Below are 14,860 nucleotides of genomic sequence, written 5' to 3'. Positions count from 1 at the left end.
TTTCCACTCCAGACGGGGCGGCGAGCCTTGGCCACCCACGCAAACCGGCGATTAAACCATCATTCCCAGTCGAGGCCGCCCTTCTTCCAGATATAGGCGAAGCCCAGCAGGAATTCGAGCAGGAAAATCATCATCGCCATGAAGCCGGGCCAGCCGATGTCGCGCAGGGCGACGCCCCACGGGAACAGGAACGCGGTTTCAAGGTCGAAAATGATGAAGAGAATGGCGACGAGGTAATAGCGCACGTCGAACTTCATGCGCGCATCTTCGAATGCTTCGAAGCCGCACTCGTACGGTGCGTTCTTCTCGGTGTCGGGCTTGTTGGGACCGAGGATCTTGCCAATACTGACCAGTGCTACGCCTAAACCGGTGCCCACAACGAGGAACAACAAGACGGGGAAATAGGCTGCGAGGTTCAAGACTATCCTCAATCGGTTGGTTCTGAGTGCCGTCAGGAGCATAGCACCCCTGACGCGAAATCACTTCTGAGACGTACATGTCACGGATGGAGCGCAATCCGCGCGCCAGAAGTGAAAATGCCAGCCGAAGCGAAGCAAGCGGCTGGCATTAGATAACATTTGGTGCCGACGGCGAGACTCGAACTCGCACAGCTTTCGCCACTACCCCCTCAAGATAGCGTGTCTACCAATTTCACCACGTCGGCACTGTATGCAATCCGGGAAAACAACTTATAAAACCCGCGAATCGCTTCAAGACATAGATTGTAACTGCTCTAAACAGTTTGTTCAACGCACAAAACCACTTTCTACGAAAATTTATTTCGGCACGTCGGTAGCGGGCACGGACGCAGCCGACGCCGCCAACGCACCCGAACCACCTGCCGGCGCCGAAGCGGCCGAAGCCACAACGGGTGCCGTAACCGTCGCACCGAGCACGCCTGCAGAAGGCTTTGCGCGATACGCACCGAGGTAGGTCAGCGTCAAAGTGGTTACAAAAAACACCGCGGCGAGCACTGCTGTAGTGCGCGACAAAAAGTTTGCCGAGCCAGTGGCGCCGAACAGGCTGCCCGAGGCTCCACTGCCGAAAGCCGCGCCCATATCGGCGCCTTTGCCGTGCTGCAGCAAGACGAGGCCGATGACCCCGAGCGCCGACAACAGCTGAACGACGATAATCAATGTTTTCAAATACAGCATTACACTCACCTGAGTCTTTATTTAGCCGAGCCCCGCGGACTGCGAGACCCGGGATGGGTCATCCTCGACGAAGGCGAGCCGCTTAACTTGCGGCTGTGGTTGCAGCCGCTGCCTTGCAGATCGCCAGAAAATCCTGGTCCTTCAACGACGCGCCGCCGATCAGCCCACCGTCGATATCCGGCTGGCCGAACAACTCTTCCGCGTTGTCCGGCTTAACGCTGCCGCCGTACAGCAGCGCTACATTTGCGACGCTGGCGCCCTTTGCCGCAAGACGCGAGCGCAAGAAAGCGTGCACCGCCTGCGCCTGCTCCGAGCTCGCGCTCTTGCCGGTGCCGATCGCCCAGACGGGCTCGTACGCAACCACAATGCGCGCCGCTTCCTGCGCCGACAGCTTCGCCAGCACCTCGTCGAGTTGCGCGCCGACCACCTGTTCGGTCGACCCGGCTTCGCGCTCCTCGAGCGTTTCGCCGACGCATACGATCGGCGTCAATCGTGCCTCGAGCGCACGCTGTGTCTTTACCGCGACCAGCTCGGCGCTTTCGCGATGATAGGCGCGGCGCTCGGAATGCCCGACGATGGCAAACGCGGCGCTGAAATCCGCCACCATTTGCGCAGCCACCTCACCGGTATAAGCACCGTGCGTGAAGGCCGAAATGTCCTGTGCGCCCCACACCACCCGGCTGCCTTGCAGCAACGATTGCGCTTGCGCGAGGTACGGGCTCGGCACGCACACACCCACGCGCACCTCAGCCGGGAGTTCCGCGGCACCTTTCGCCACCGCCTGCAACAGCCCCGCGTTGTCGGCGAGACACCCGTGCATCTTCCAGTTACCAACTACCAGTTTCGCTCGTTGTGTCGACATCGTCTCGTCTTGCCCCTTGTCGTCTGCTTGTCGTGCTTTGGCGGCGGGCTTTGTGTGCGCTTACAGTCCGCCTTTCGAATTCACGCGGCGTGCGCAAAACGCGCAATTTTACTGCGTGGGCGAGATCGGGTCAAACGAGCCTGTGCGCACCGAATCCCGCCCGCGAGCCAGCATCAAGCGTCCTGACCCCATGTCAGCACGATTTTGCCGACGTGCGTGCTGCTTTCCATCAGCGCATGCGCTTCAGCGGCCTGCCCGGCAGGAAACACACGATGCACCACCGGCTTGATCCGACCGCCCTCGAGATGCGGCCACACTTGCTCCTTGAGTTGTGCGGCGATTTTCGCCTTGAATTCGACTGGCCGCGGACGCAGCGTCGAACCGGTTACCGTCAAGCGGCGGCGCAGCACCTCGCTCAGATTCAATTCCGCCTTCGCGCCGCCCAGCAGCGCGATCAGCACGATGCGCCCGCCGTCGGCGAGCGCCGTCAGTTCGCGTGACACGTAGCTGCCCGCCACCATGTCGAGGACCACGTCGACGCCACGGTCGTTAGTCAGCGACTTGATGACTTCGACGAAGTCTTCCGTCTTGTAGTTGATCGCACGCTCCGCGCCCAACGCCTCGCACGCACGACACTTTTCGTCCGAGCCGGCGGTTGCGAACACGCGAAAACCCAGCGCATGTGCAATCTGGATCGCGGTGACGCCAATACCGCTCGAGCCGCCCTGCACCAGCAAAGTTTCGTTCGGCCCGCCCTCGCCCTTGCCGAGTTGCGCGCGATCGAACACATTGCTCCAGACCGTAAAAAATGTCTCTGGCAGCGAGGCCGCTTCGACATCGGACAAGCCGTTCGGCACCGGCAAGCATTGCAATAGCGGCGCGGTCGCGTACTCGGCGTAGCCGCCGCCCGCCAGCAACGCACATACGCGATCGCCGATTTTCAGGCCGAACGGATTGTTCTTCCCGTCGATGTCGCCGGCGACGATCTCGCCCGCCACTTCCAGCCCCGGCAGGTCCGACGCGCCAGGAGGCGGCGCATAGGCGCCCTTGCGCTGAAACACGTCCGGGCGGTTAATACCAAAAGCCGCCACCTTGATCAGCACCTCGCCCGCTTTCGGCTGCGGCGTGGGCCGCTCCGCGAGCTTGAGGACTTCCGGCGCTCCGAATTCCGTGATTTCGATCGCTTTCATCTGCGTCAACTCCAAGATTTGGATTGCGTTGCGTACCCGCGTTCGTCCGCGTTCCCTGCATTGTCGCCGGATCGCGGCAATCGAGCACGACTCGCGTGAACCGCCGATAAAGCCGCCGCATTCGAGCCGGTTAGCTGCTTGCCAAAGCCGGCATCCGTCTGCAACGCAATCCACCCTGCGCCCACCATGAAAAACGGCCGGCGCGCATACGCGCTGCCGGCCGTTGTGCCGCTACCGCCTTACTGCGGCGTCGGCTCGCCTTGCGGCGCGCTCGGCGCGCCGTCGTTCAGCAACGCCTTTGCCGACAGACGCACACGACCCTTTTCGTCCGTCTGGATGACCTTGACCTTCACTTGCTGGCCATCCTTCAGGTAGTCGTTGATGTCCTTGATACGCTCGTTGGCGATTTCGGAGATGTGCAGCAGTCCGTCCTTGCCCGGCAGGATGTTCACGATCGCGCCGAAATCGAGCAACTTGAGCACGGTGCCTTCGTACACCTGGCCCACCTCGACTTCAAGCGTGATGTTCTCGATACGCTTCTTCGCTTCGGCCATGCCTTCGCTGCTGGTGCTCGCGATGGTCACGACGCCGTCGTCCGAAATATCGATCGTCGTGCCGGTTTCTTCCGTCAGCGCGCGGATCACCGAGCCGCCCTTGCCGATCACGTCGCGGATCTTTTCCGGATTGATCTTGATGGTAATCATGCGCGGTGCGAACTCCGACAATTGCGTGTTCGCGCCCGACACCGCCGAGGTCATCTTGCTGAGGATATGCATGCGGCCTTCCTTCGCTTGCGCGAGGGCGACCTGCATGATTTCCTTCGTGATGCCCTGGATCTTGATGTCCATCTGCAGCGCGGTCACGCCTTGCTCGGTGCCCGCCACCTTGAAGTCCATGTCGCCGAGGTGATCTTCGTCGCCGAGGATGTCGGTCAGCACGGCAAACTTGTTGCCTTCCAGAATCAGGCCCATGGCGATGCCGGCGACGTGCGCCTTCATCGGCACGCCGGCGTCCATCAGCGCGAGGCAGCCGCCGCACACCGAAGCCATTGACGAAGAGCCGTTCGATTCCGTGATTTCCGACACGACGCGGATCGAGTAGCCGAATTCGTCGGCGCTCGGCAGGCACGCAGCCAGCGCGCGCTTGGCGAGACGGCCGTGACCGATTTCACGGCGCTTCGGCGAACCGACGCGGCCCGTTTCGCCGGTCGCGAACGGAGGCATGTTGTAGTGAAGCATGAAGCGTTCGCGGTACTCGCCTTCGAGCGCGTCGATGTTCTGCTCGTCGCCCTTCGTGCCGAGCGTGGCCACCACCAGCGCCTGCGTTTCGCCGCGCGTGAACAGTGCCGAGCCGTGCGTACGCGGCAGCACGCCGGTACGGATTTCGATGGGGCGCACGGTGCGCGTGTCGCGGCCGTCGATACGCGGCTCGCCGTTCAGGATCTGCGTACGGACGATCTTCGCTTCGATATCGAACAGCACGTTGCCGACGGTTGCCTTGTCGGCCGCCACGGTGCCGCTTGCCGACGCGTCTTGTTCCAGCTTCGCGGAAACTGCTGCGTAGATTTCCTTCAGCTTGGTCGAACGCGCCTGCTTGTCGCGGATCTGGTAAGCGGCGAGCAGTTCGGCTTGCGCCAGTTCCGTCACGCGCGCGATCAGCGGCTCGTTCTTCGCAGCCGGTTGCCAATCCCATTCAGGCTTGCCGCCTTCGCGGACCAGATCGTGGATCGCGTCGATCGCGATTTGCATCTGCTCATGGCCGAACACCACGCCGCCGAGCATCACTTCTTCGCTGAGTTGCTGCGCTTCCGATTCCACCATCAGCACCGCGCGTTCCGTGCCGGCGACGATCAGGTCGAGCGCCGATTCCTTCATTTGCGGACGCGTCGGGTTCAACACATATTCGTTGTTGATGTAGGCCACGCGTGCAGCGCCGACCGGGCCGTTGAACGGCAGACCGGACACAGCGAGCGCCGCCGACGCGCCGATCAGCGCGGGAATGTCAGCGGGGATTTCCGGGTTCAGCGACAGGACGTGGATCACGACCTGGACTTCGTTGTAGAAGCCTTCCGGGAACAGCGGGCGCAACGGACGGTCGATCAGGCGCGAGATCAGCGTTTCGCCTTCCGACGGACGGCCTTCGCGGCGGAAGAAGCCGCCAGGAATCTTGCCGGCAGCATAGGTTTTCTCGAGATAGTCGACGGTCAGCGGGAAAAAGTCCTGGCCCGGCTTGGCCGTCTTGGCGCCGACCACGGTCGCCAGAACCACGGTGTCTTCGACGTCGACGATCACCGCACCGCTCGCCTGGCGAGCGATCTCGCCGGTTTCGAGGCGAACGTTATGTTGTCCCCACTTAAATTCTTTGACGATCTTGCTGAACATAGTCATTGCTTTTCCTCATCGTTATGCCGCGCGGACCGGAAGCGGCGCGGCAACGCCAGGACCGGCGCCGCATGGGAAGAGTAGTGTTATGCCATTCCAGAGAGCCACGCTCTGCGCCGTCTGCATTGCTTACGTCGACTAAGCGCGCGAATCGCTGGAATGACACAAAGCTCCGCCCTGAAGCCCGGCCATGTTTCTGTATTTGCTGCTTTTTCTACTTCTTTTACTGCTTACTGCCCCGCCGCATGAACCGGCACGCCGCGGCGGACTACAGGCTGTGCGCCCCACATGAAGCGCACCGCGCAAAAACAAAATGCCTGTATCAGTGGAACTGACACAGGCATCTTGCTGAACGACTGGCCGATTACTTACGCAGACCCAGCTTCTCGATCAGTGCGCGGTAACGATCCGCGTCCTTACCCTTCAGGTAGTCGAGCAGCTTGCGGCGGCGGCTCACCATGCGCAGCAGACCGCGGCGGCTGTGGTGATCTTTCGCGTGTGCCTTGAAGTGAACGGTCAGTTCGTTGATGCGGGTCGTGAGCAGCGCGACCTGAACTTCGGGGGAGCCGGTGTCGTTGGCTGCGCGTGCGAATTGCGCAACGACTTCGGACTTCTTGCTTGTATCAACTGCGGACATGTCGATTTCCTTGAGAACTAGACAGGCGGTCACGGAAGAAAGGCCGTGCCGTGGGTTACCCGTGCGAACTAGCGCTGCCAGACACCTTGCATGACAGCCGGTACCGCAACGGGACGCGTATTGTAGCACAGCGCGATCCCGCCGCGAACCCTGCGGTGCCGCGCCAGGCAACGACCGCGGAGGACACCGCGCGGGCGCGGGCAACGGCGCTTCACGGCCGCTTCATCTTGCACACGCTCGGTGGAACGGTGCGCTCCGCCAGCAACGCCAGCACCGTGCGGAAACCGAAGCCGGAGCCCTCGTTATCGAAGCGCACGCCGCGCGTGCCGACTTTATCCATCTCCATCACGTAAAGCGGCTGGATCAGTTGATGATCGTCCGCCCGCATCCACGACGGGTGGAAGCCGTTGTCGAACCGGATGCCTTCGAGCGCCCGTGCGACCGCCGTAGGATCCGCGCTTTTCGCTCGGTTCATCGCCGCGGCCAGGGTTTCGATCATCAGCGGCATGCGTAATACCGGGTAGTCGTCCTGCGCGGCTGGGAAGCGAGCGCGAAACGCCTCGTACCAGGCGTCGGAGGTCGCGCCGCCCGCATTGGGATGCCAGTCCGCGACGGCGATCACTCGCCCGACGCCCGCGTCGCCCAACGCGGCCGGCGCGCCGAGACTGTTGCCGTAGAACGTGTAGAACTTCGTGTCGAGCCCCTGCTCGCGCGCCGCTTTTACGAGCAGTGTGAGGTCGTTGCCCCAATTGCCGGTAATGACGGCATGCGCGCCGCTCGCGCGGATTTTCTCGACATACGGCGCGAAATCCTTCACGCGGCCAATCGGATGGAACTCGTCGCCGACCACCGCGATGTCAGGGCGCTTCGCCGACAGCGCCGAACGCGCGAGACGGCTCACGTCGTGGCCGAAGCTGTAGTCCTGATTCAGCAGATATACCTTCTTCACCGTCTGGTCGTGCTGGATCACGTCGGCAAGCGCGTCCATGCGCATACCCGCATGCGCGTCGAAGCGGAAGTGCCAGAAACTGCAATTGGCGTTGGTCAGTGCCGGGTCATCGGCGGAATAGTTGAGAAATAGCTCGCGATTGGCCGGCTCGCGGCTGTTCTGCTTTTCAATCGCGCCGATGAGCGCCGCCGCGACCGCCGAACTGTTGCCCTGCAGGATATAACCGATATGGCGGTCGGCTGCGGCACGCAGCTGCGTCAGCGCCTCTTCGGTGCCGCCCTTGCTGTCCAGCACGACCAGCGCGAGCGGGTGCGCGCCGTCCGCCAGCTTCACACCGCCGCGCGCGTTCACCTGTTCGACGCCGTAGCGCAGATTGCGCTCCACTGCCGCGCCGGCGTTTGCGAACGGACCTGACATGCCTTCGATCAGCGCCAGCTGGATCGGCGCGCCTGTAAGCCCGGGCGCGGCTTCTGGCGTCTGCGCCGTCTGCGCCGTCTGCGCCGTTTGCGCCGTTTGCGCCGTTTGCGCCGTTTGCGCCGTTTGCGCCGTTTGCGCCGTTTGCGCCGTCTGCGCCGTTCGCGCCGCGGCAGCGCAGGCCGCAGCCACTGTCATCGAGAGTGCCGCCAATGCCACGGCCGTCTTCCATTGCCACTTCGCCATCGTCCGTTCCGTCTGATTCGTCGAAGCGCGGATCATAGGGCGTCGGCGACGGAATAAGCAAGCCGGTCCAGCCGTTATCGTGGAGCCCGGCAAACGCGCGCGCACTGCAAATCTTTTACGGCGGCGCGTGTCAAAATAACCCGTGATGATGATAAAAACGCCACTTGAAAGCCATCGGAGGAATCATGTTGAACCGGCATCACCGTAAGGCGGCCTCGATCGGGGCGCCGGCTGCCGGGCGCGTGCGCCGCGCGGCGCTCGTGTGCCTGAGCGCGCTCGCTCTCGCCGGCTGCGCGCAGCCTTGGCAACAATACCAGGCGGGCGCGGACGAATCGACAATCGTCGCGCGCCTCGGCCCGCCGCGCGAAAGCTACGATTTGCCAAACGGCGGCAAACGGCTGATGTGGCCGACCCAGCCGATGGGCGAAACGACCACCGCCGCGGACGTCGACGCCTCCGGCAAGATCGTGAACGTGCGCCAGGTATTGCAGCCAAACGAGTTCTATCGCTCCGAAATCGGCAAGTGGACGAGAAGCGACGTTCTGGTGAACTTCGGCCGCCCGGTGGAGACGTCCTACTTCCCGCTGATGAAGCGCGAGGTCTGGACCTATCGCTATCTCGAGGACAACTACTGGTACATGATGTTCAGCTTCTATTTCGACGATCAGGGTGTGCTGCGTCTCACGCAAAAATCGCCGGATCCGCTGCATGATCCGGACCGCCGCAACATGTTCTAGCCTTGCGCTGTGAGTCACTAAGCATGCATCTCCCGAAGCCGCTTCCGAGAGCGGCTTTTTTTTATTTATTTCGCATGGCGACGAATTTTATTTCACACACAGGCAATTAATTTTTTGATAGAAAGGCTTTTGTAAGCATTGATCCGGTGCCGGTCCGACTGCGGAATAACGAGCGCGACCACACGGCACAGCCGTGATTCCTGCACCGGACGATGCGCCCTTTACGGAGCCGCTATCGATGAATCGTCCCAAACGCCTTCTTGTCGCCAACGTCGCATGGGCGCATGAAACCGCCGAGCGCAACCCCGAGTTTTTCCGCGATCTGGTACGCGGACAGAATCCGCACGTACTGTGGATCGGCTGCTCGGATAGCCGCGTGCCGGCCGAAACCATCACGCACTGCGAGCCGGGCGACCTGTTCGTACACCGCAATATCGCCAACCTGTTTCATCCCGACGACGACAACTCCGCGAGCGTTCTCGAATACGCGGTGCGCGTGCTGAAGGTCGGTCACGTAATCGTCTGCGGACATTATGGCTGCGGTGGCGTGCGCGCCTCGTTATTGCCGCCCGACCCGAGCCTGCCGCACGTAAATCGCCGTATCGCGCCGCTCTGTTCACTTGCCAGGAATCATCGCGACGAACTCGACGCACACGCGAGCGAACGCGAGCGCGTCGACCGCCTCGCCGAACTGAACGTGCTTGAACAGGTGAGCCGACTTCGTGCGAATCCGATCGTACGCGATGCCGGGACGGCACCGCTCGTGCACGGCTGGATCTTCGCGCTCGAAGACGGGCGCATCCAAGTGCTCGCGTCCGGTTACGAGGCCGACGACGCAATGACCTGCGAGACCGCCGCCCATAGCGCCGCCTAATGCGCATCCGCGTTCGGGGCCTATCCGGTTCAGCCTTCGCCTGCGATCAGGCATCACTCATTTGAGCACCGACACCATGAACCTTCGAGCTTTCTTTTCGACATTTCAGCGCGACGTGCTTGCGGGCACCGTCGTTTTCCTCGTGGCTCTGCCGCTGTGTCTGGGTATCGCCAACGCGTCGGGCGTCGAGCCGTTTGCCGGACTTGTGTCGGGCATCGTCGGCGGCCTCGTGGTCGCGGTTCTCAGCGGCTCGCGCCTGAGCGTCAGCGGACCGGCGGCCGGTCTCGTCGTGATTGTCGTCGACGGGATCGCGCAGCTCGGGAGCTTTTCGGCGTTCCTCGCGGCCGTGCTGCTGTCCGGCGCAATCCAGTTCGGCTTAGGAATGCTCAAGGCGGGCCGTTTCGCCGCGTATGTGCCGTCGCCGGTCATCAAGGGCATGCTCGCGGCGATCGGCGTGCTGCTGATCGTCAAACAGTTCCCGCTTGCGCTCGGGCTGGTCTCCGGACAAGCGGCAAACGGCGCGCCCGCCGCAGCGCAAGCCGCCGGCACGATCGTCGCTCCATTCGGCTCGGTCTCGCTCGTGGCCTGCGTGATCACGCTGCTGTCTCTGGCCATCCTGATCGGCTGGGAAACGCGCCCCATGCGCCGCTTTGCGCTGGTGCGCATCGTCCCCGCGCCGCTCGCGGTCGTGCTGCTGGGTATCGGCGCGACGTTGCTGCTGCACATGCTGGCGCCGTCGCTCGCGCCGCCGGCCGAACATCGCGTCGCGTTGCCGTCGCTGGAATCGTTCGCGGCGTTGAGCGTCGCGCTTGAGTGGGCCGACTTCGGGCCGCATTTCGCGCAACTCCTCAACCCGGACGTGTGGCGCGTCGCGATCACGCTTGCGATCGTCGCAAGTCTCGAAACCTTGTTGAGCCTCGAAGCGGTCGAGCAGATCGACCCCGAACGGCGCGCCGCGCCGCCGGATCGTGAACTGAAGGCGCAAGGCGTCGGCAATCTGATTGCGGGCGCGATAGGCGGCCTGCCGATTACGGCGGTGATCGTGCGCAGTTCCGCCAACGTGCATGCCGGCGCACAGAGCCGTCTGTCGGCGATCATTCATGGCGTGCTGCTGCTCGTCAGCGTGTTTGCGTTGACGAGCGTCATCAACCTGATTCCGCTCGCCTGTCTTGCCGCGATCCTGATTTACACGGGGCTCAAGCTCGCCAAGCCGTCGCTGTTCGTCGCGGTCGCAAAACAGGGGTTTGCGCCCTTCGCGCCGTTTATCGTCACGCTGGTCGGCGTGCTCGCGACCGATCTGCTGATCGGCATCGTGCTCGGCATTCTGTGCAGCGTGCTGCTTGCACTGTATGCGAATCTGCGCCGTCCGATCGTGCTTGCGCAACACGGCGATCATTACCTGCTGTCGTTCCGCAAGGACGTGTCGTTTCTCGGCAAGGTGCCGCTCAAGCACTATCTGCAGCAGATTCCCGACGGCGCGACGCTGATAGTCGATGCGACCCGCGCCGATTTCGTCGACCACGACGTGCGTGAACTGCTCGATACCTTCGTCGAGGACGCGCCACGCCGCGGCATTGCGGTCGAAGTGCGGCATCAGGTGCGAGGCCAGGCACGCGCTGCGCGCGGCTGGTCGATGCGACGTGCGGCGACCGAGTAACGTGGGGAGACTGCGGCAAACGAGCGAGACCAGCATGCCGCAATAAAAAAGCCCCGCGCCACTCAAGGCGCGGGGCATCATTTTCTAGTGACGGCAACGCATGAGCCGCTGCCGCGAGCTCATTCGGAACGCTGCGGATTCACTTTGTCGACGTTGGAATAGAGCTTGTTGAGCGCCGAGATATAAGCCTTCGCGGAAGCCGCCACGATATCCGGATCGGTGCCCACGCCATTGACGATGCGCCCGCTCTTCGAAAGCCGCACGGTCACTTCGCCCTGCGCCTGAGTGCCGGTGGTAATCGCATTCACAGAGTAAAGCAGCAACTCGGAGCCGCTGCCCACTTCCGTTTCGATTGCGTTGAGCGTGGCATCCACGGGACCGTTGCCGCGCGCCTCGCCGGTGATCTCCTTGCCGTCCATCGCAAATACGATCTTTGCATGCGGTTGCTCGCCGGTCTCGGAATGCTGCGAAAGCGACAGGAACTTGTAGTGCTCTTTTTGCTGCGCCTCAGCCGATTCTTCGGTGACGATCGCGATGATGTCCTCGTCGAAAATCTCCGCCTTGCGGTCGGCCAGTTCCTTGAAGCGGGCAAACGCCGCGTTCAGTTCGGCCTCGCTGTCGAGCGCGATGCCCAACTCCTGCAGGCGCTGCTTGAACGCATTGCGCCCAGACAATTTGCCGAGCACGATCTTGTTCGCGCTCCAGCCCACGTCTTCCGCGCGCATGATTTCGTAGGTGTCGCGCGCCTTCAGCACGCCGTCCTGGTGAATGCCCGACGCGTGCGCGAATGCGTTCGCGCCCACCACGGCCTTATTCGGCTGTACGACAAAACCGGTGATTTGCGATACCAGCTTCGAAGCCGGGACGATCTGCGTGGTATCGAGACCGAGTTCGAGGCCGAAATAGTCCTTGCGAGTCTTCACGGCCATCACGATTTCTTCGAGCGACGTATTGCCTGCACGCTCGCCGAGACCGTTGATCGTGCACTCGACCTGACGTGCGCCGCCGATCTGCACGCCGGCCAGCGAGTTCGCCACCGCCATGCCGAGATCGTTATGGCAATGCACGGAGAACACCGCCTTGTGCGAGTTCGGAATGCGCTCGCGCAGCGTCTTCACGAGATTGCCGTAGAGTTCGGGCACGCCGTAACCAACGGTGTCCGCGATGTTGATGGTGGTCGCGCCCTCCGCAATCACCGCTTCCAGCACTCGGCACAGGAAGTCCATGTCCGAGCGGCTGCCGTCTTCCGGCGAGAACTCGACGTCGTCGGTGAATTTGCGGGCGAAACGAACCGCCAGCTTCGCCTGCTCGAACACCTGGTCCGGTGTCATGCGCAGCTTCTTTTCCATGTGCAACGGCGACGTGGCGATAAACGTGTGAATGCGGAAACGGTCGGCGGGCTTGAGCGCGTCGGCTGCACGCTGGATATCTTTGTCGTTTGCGCGGGCGAGCGAGCACACTGTGCTCTCTTTAATCAGACCCGCGATTGTCTGGATCGAGTCGAAGTCGCCATTCGAACTTGCCGCGAAGCCTGCCTCGATCACGTCGACCTTCATCCGTTCGAGTTGCTTCGCGATGCGGATTTTTTCTTCTTTCGTCATCGACGCGCCGGGCGATTGTTCGCCGTCACGCAGCGTAGTGTCGAATATGATCAGTTTGTCGGACATGTCGAGTCTCCTGCGGAGTCGTTCAATTGTGGGAATCGGATATTGGAATGTGGATGCCGCCACCGTTGGCGCCGCAAGCAACGCTCGACCATGTATGAAGCGGAACGGGCGCCAACCGGTCGGTGCGGCGGTCAGCGCGATCTATGCACCGGCACGTCGGGTTTGCGGTGCGGGTCGGTCGTGGCTTTTTGTGGCTCAGTTGTGGCCCGATGGTGCCCGATAGTGGCCCGAACGTGGCCCGTGTCGCCACGCCGCCCACGCCGCCTTTACTGCGGCTAAAAAGCCAACGCGGAAGCAGTCATCCAACGACTATAGCGGCATTCCCTTCGCCGTGCAATTGACGTCAAACCTCCACGCAGCGCACGTTGGAGCGAGGTTGCGAGCGGCATCGGAAAATGAAAACGGCGACCCAAAGGCCGCCGTTTCGATACTTCGCGAGTTCTTACACTACGAGTGAGCAGCGTGCATGCACACCAGGCTACCTGTCGTGCGCGACCGACCGAGCCGGATTCGCTCTGCCGCGTAGCGCCTGGTAGCCCCAGAACACATAGCCGGACAGACCGTACAGCACGAACAGGCCGAACAGCATGAGCGGCGGATCGGACGACACCAGCACAAACGCCACGACCACCAGCAGAATGACGCCGAACGGCACGCGATGCCGCACGTCGAGCGCCTTGCCGCTATAGAACGGCGCGTTGGACACCATCGTCACGCCCGCGTAGATCGTCAGCACGAAAGCGACCCACGGCAGCCAGACGAGCTTGAGTGGCACGCGGTTGTCGGTGGCAAGCCACACGAAGCCCGCGATCAGCGCCGCGGCTGCCGGGCTCGGCATGCCCTGGAAAAAACGCTTGTCGACCACGCCGATGTTGGTGTTGAAGCGCGCAAGCCGCAACGCCGCGCCCGAACAGTAGACGAAAGCCGCAAGCCAGCCCCACCGGCCAAGGTCCTTGAGGATCCACTCATACATGACGAGCGCCGGCGCAACGCCGAACGACACCATGTCGGACAGACTGTCGAACTGCTCGCCGAATGCGCTTTGCGTATGCGTCATACGGGCAACGCGGCCGTCCATGCCGTCGAGCACCATGGCCACGAAGATCGCGATTGCCGCGACTTCGAAACGCACGTTCATCGCCTGGACGACGGCAAAGAAGCCGCAGAAAAGCGCCGCCGTGGTGAACGCGTTCGGCAACAGATAGATACCGCGCTTTCTCAGGAATTGCTGACGCTGCGCGCGGCGACTCTCCACCACCGGTGAATCCGTGGCGATCGGCTTGTTGCGGCGAAACGGACGCGGTAACGGTCCACTGGTGCGCGGTCGGCGCGGTTTGAATGCGGCCATGCGGACAATCTCCTTTGTGCCGCTTTACAGTTCAGCGAGGATCGTGGACGACGCCGACACCTTCTCGCCGATAGACACTCGCGGACGGCTACCCACAGGCAGGTACACATCGACGCGCGAACCGAAGCGGATAAAGCCGTAGCGCTGGCCGCGGGAAAGCGGCTCGCCAGCACGTACGTAGCAAAGAATGCGCCGCGCGATCAAACCGGCGATCTGCACCGACGTGACCGTTTGCCCGCCGGCCATTTCGATCACGATTGCATTGCGTTCGTTTTCGAGCGAAGCCTTCTCCACTGCGGCATTCAGATATGCGCCGGGGAAATATTCGACCTTGGAGATCGCACCGTCGACGGGCGAGCGCTGCGAATGGACATTGAACACGTTCATGAACACGCTGATTTTCAGCGCTTCGCGATTGGCGTACGGATCATGCGCGGTTTCAACTGCGACGATGCGGCCGTCGGCCGGGCACAGCACGGCATTCGCCTGAGTCGGAATGGGGCGCGCCGGATCGCGGAAGAACTGCACGACGAAGATCAGGATCAGCCAGAAGAGCCACGCAAAGCCGAATCCCGCGAAGGCGTGAACCAGTAATGCAACGACGGCCGCGATGGCGATGAACGGCCAGCCTTCTCGCGCGATGATCGGATGTGGGTAATTCATGGGTGGCTTCAGTATTTTTGGAGGGTAGCCCCCCTTCCTCGCGGAAGAGGAGCCCCCTAAGAACCGTACGTGCGAGTTTCC

At 62.3% G+C, this 14,860-nt stretch carries 13 protein-coding genes and 1 tRNA gene; 3 read left to right on the top strand and 11 right to left on the bottom strand.

Annotation, left to right across the window (positions count from 1 at the left end):
• Positions 1-59 precede the first annotated feature (59 nt).
• The 8 genes from RW095_RS40880 to RW095_RS40845 form a co-directional block, all read right to left on the bottom strand.
• On the bottom strand, positions 60-419 hold the full coding sequence (locus tag RW095_RS40880; RefSeq protein ID WP_013339872.1) for an NADH-quinone oxidoreductase subunit A: 360 nt from the start codon (positions 417-419) through the stop codon (positions 60-62).
• A gap of 160 nt (positions 420-579) precedes the next feature.
• Positions 580-664 (bottom strand) — tRNA-Leu (locus RW095_RS40875).
• A 112-nt stretch (positions 665-776) separates the two neighbouring features.
• Positions 777-1,154 carry a preprotein translocase subunit SecG gene (gene secG / locus RW095_RS40870; RefSeq protein ID WP_128584810.1) on the bottom strand — a complete coding sequence of 126 codons (378 nt, stop codon included), beginning with the start codon at positions 1,152-1,154 and terminating at the stop codon, positions 777-779.
• 82 nt (positions 1,155-1,236) lie between these two features.
• The gene (tpiA, locus tag RW095_RS40865; RefSeq protein WP_317021215.1) at positions 1,237-2,016 is read right to left on the bottom strand and encodes a triose-phosphate isomerase; all 780 of its coding nucleotides are present in this window, start codon (positions 2,014-2,016) and stop codon (positions 1,237-1,239) included.
• Between the two features lie 173 nt (positions 2,017-2,189).
• Complete coding sequence (locus tag RW095_RS40860; protein ID WP_317021214.1) at positions 2,190-3,206, bottom strand: NAD(P)H-quinone oxidoreductase; 1,017 nt, start codon at positions 3,204-3,206, stop codon at positions 2,190-2,192.
• Between the two features lie 239 nt (positions 3,207-3,445).
• Positions 3,446-5,593: a polyribonucleotide nucleotidyltransferase gene (gene pnp, locus RW095_RS40855; RefSeq protein WP_193425015.1), complete on the bottom strand. Its 2,148-nt coding sequence runs from the start codon at positions 5,591-5,593 to the stop codon at positions 3,446-3,448.
• A 358-nt stretch (positions 5,594-5,951) separates the two neighbouring features.
• Positions 5,952-6,224: a 30S ribosomal protein S15 gene (rpsO, locus tag RW095_RS40850; RefSeq protein WP_006048211.1), complete on the bottom strand. Its 273-nt coding sequence runs from the start codon at positions 6,222-6,224 to the stop codon at positions 5,952-5,954.
• Between the two features lie 211 nt (positions 6,225-6,435).
• The gene (locus RW095_RS40845; RefSeq protein ID WP_317021213.1) at positions 6,436-7,833 is read right to left on the bottom strand and encodes a branched-chain amino acid ABC transporter substrate-binding protein; all 1,398 of its coding nucleotides are present in this window, start codon (positions 7,831-7,833) and stop codon (positions 6,436-6,438) included.
• Positions 7,834-8,018: 185 nt separating this feature from the next.
• Between RW095_RS40845 and RW095_RS40840 the strand changes: the two genes are divergently transcribed.
• From RW095_RS40840 to RW095_RS40830, 3 genes are all read left to right on the top strand, one after another.
• Positions 8,019-8,570, top strand: a complete 552-nt coding sequence (locus tag RW095_RS40840; RefSeq protein ID WP_317021212.1) for a hypothetical protein — start codon at positions 8,019-8,021, stop codon at positions 8,568-8,570.
• A gap of 238 nt (positions 8,571-8,808) precedes the next feature.
• The gene (locus tag RW095_RS40835; protein ID WP_317021211.1) at positions 8,809-9,444 is read left to right on the top strand and encodes a carbonic anhydrase; all 636 of its coding nucleotides are present in this window, start codon (positions 8,809-8,811) and stop codon (positions 9,442-9,444) included.
• Positions 9,445-9,520: 76 nt separating this feature from the next.
• Positions 9,521-11,101 carry a SulP family inorganic anion transporter gene (locus RW095_RS40830; RefSeq protein ID WP_317021210.1) on the top strand — a complete coding sequence of 527 codons (1,581 nt, stop codon included), beginning with the start codon at positions 9,521-9,523 and terminating at the stop codon, positions 11,099-11,101.
• A 119-nt stretch (positions 11,102-11,220) separates the two neighbouring features.
• Here the strand turns inward: RW095_RS40830 and RW095_RS40825 are convergent, their stop codons facing one another.
• From RW095_RS40825 to RW095_RS40815, 3 genes are all read right to left on the bottom strand, one after another.
• Positions 11,221-12,768 (bottom strand): 2-isopropylmalate synthase, encoded by a 1,548-nt coding sequence (locus tag RW095_RS40825; protein ID WP_317021209.1) that lies wholly within the window; start codon positions 12,766-12,768, stop codon positions 11,221-11,223.
• 478 nt (positions 12,769-13,246) lie between these two features.
• Positions 13,247-14,116, bottom strand: a complete 870-nt coding sequence (pssA, locus tag RW095_RS40820) for a CDP-diacylglycerol--serine O-phosphatidyltransferase (protein WP_317021208.1) — start codon at positions 14,114-14,116, stop codon at positions 13,247-13,249.
• Positions 14,117-14,140: 24 nt separating this feature from the next.
• Positions 14,141-14,779 carry a phosphatidylserine decarboxylase gene (locus tag RW095_RS40815; protein ID WP_128586920.1) on the bottom strand — a complete coding sequence of 213 codons (639 nt, stop codon included), beginning with the start codon at positions 14,777-14,779 and terminating at the stop codon, positions 14,141-14,143.
• Positions 14,780-14,860 lie beyond the last annotated feature (81 nt).

The organism is Paraburkholderia kirstenboschensis, assembly GCF_032806925.1.
GTDB classification, from domain to species: domain Bacteria; phylum Pseudomonadota; class Gammaproteobacteria; order Burkholderiales; family Burkholderiaceae; genus Paraburkholderia; species Paraburkholderia kirstenboschensis.
The sequence above is the reverse complement of the archived record's forward strand: the minus strand, read 5'-3'. Positions and strand labels throughout refer to the sequence as shown.

Excerpts from the sequence above, each read along its gene's own strand:
- RW095_RS40830 (WP_317021210.1), top strand. The coding sequence starts at position 9,521 with ATGAACCTTCGAGCTTTCTTTTCGACATTTCAGCGCGACGTGCTTGCG.
- RW095_RS40815 (WP_128586920.1), bottom strand. The coding sequence starts at position 14,779 with ATGAATTACCCACATCCGATCATCGCGCGAGAAGGCTGGCCGTTCATC.
- RW095_RS40860 (WP_317021214.1), bottom strand. The coding sequence starts at position 3,206 with ATGAAAGCGATCGAAATCACGGAATTCGGAGCGCCGGAAGTCCTCAAG.
- pnp (WP_193425015.1), bottom strand. The coding sequence starts at position 5,593 with ATGACTATGTTCAGCAAGATCGTCAAAGAATTTAAGTGGGGACAACAT.
- rpsO (WP_006048211.1), bottom strand. The coding sequence starts at position 6,224 with ATGTCCGCAGTTGATACAAGCAAGAAGTCCGAAGTCGTTGCGCAATTC.
- tpiA (WP_317021215.1), bottom strand. The coding sequence starts at position 2,016 with ATGTCGACACAACGAGCGAAACTGGTAGTTGGTAACTGGAAGATGCAC.
- RW095_RS40845 (WP_317021213.1), bottom strand. The coding sequence starts at position 7,833 with ATGGCGAAGTGGCAATGGAAGACGGCCGTGGCATTGGCGGCACTCTCG.
- RW095_RS40840 (WP_317021212.1), top strand. The coding sequence starts at position 8,019 with ATGTTGAACCGGCATCACCGTAAGGCGGCCTCGATCGGGGCGCCGGCT.
- pssA (WP_317021208.1), bottom strand. The coding sequence starts at position 14,116 with ATGGCCGCATTCAAACCGCGCCGACCGCGCACCAGTGGACCGTTACCG.
- RW095_RS40825 (WP_317021209.1), bottom strand. The coding sequence starts at position 12,768 with ATGTCCGACAAACTGATCATATTCGACACTACGCTGCGTGACGGCGAA.
- secG (WP_128584810.1), bottom strand. The coding sequence starts at position 1,154 with ATGCTGTATTTGAAAACATTGATTATCGTCGTTCAGCTGTTGTCGGCG.
- RW095_RS40835 (WP_317021211.1), top strand. The coding sequence starts at position 8,809 with ATGAATCGTCCCAAACGCCTTCTTGTCGCCAACGTCGCATGGGCGCAT.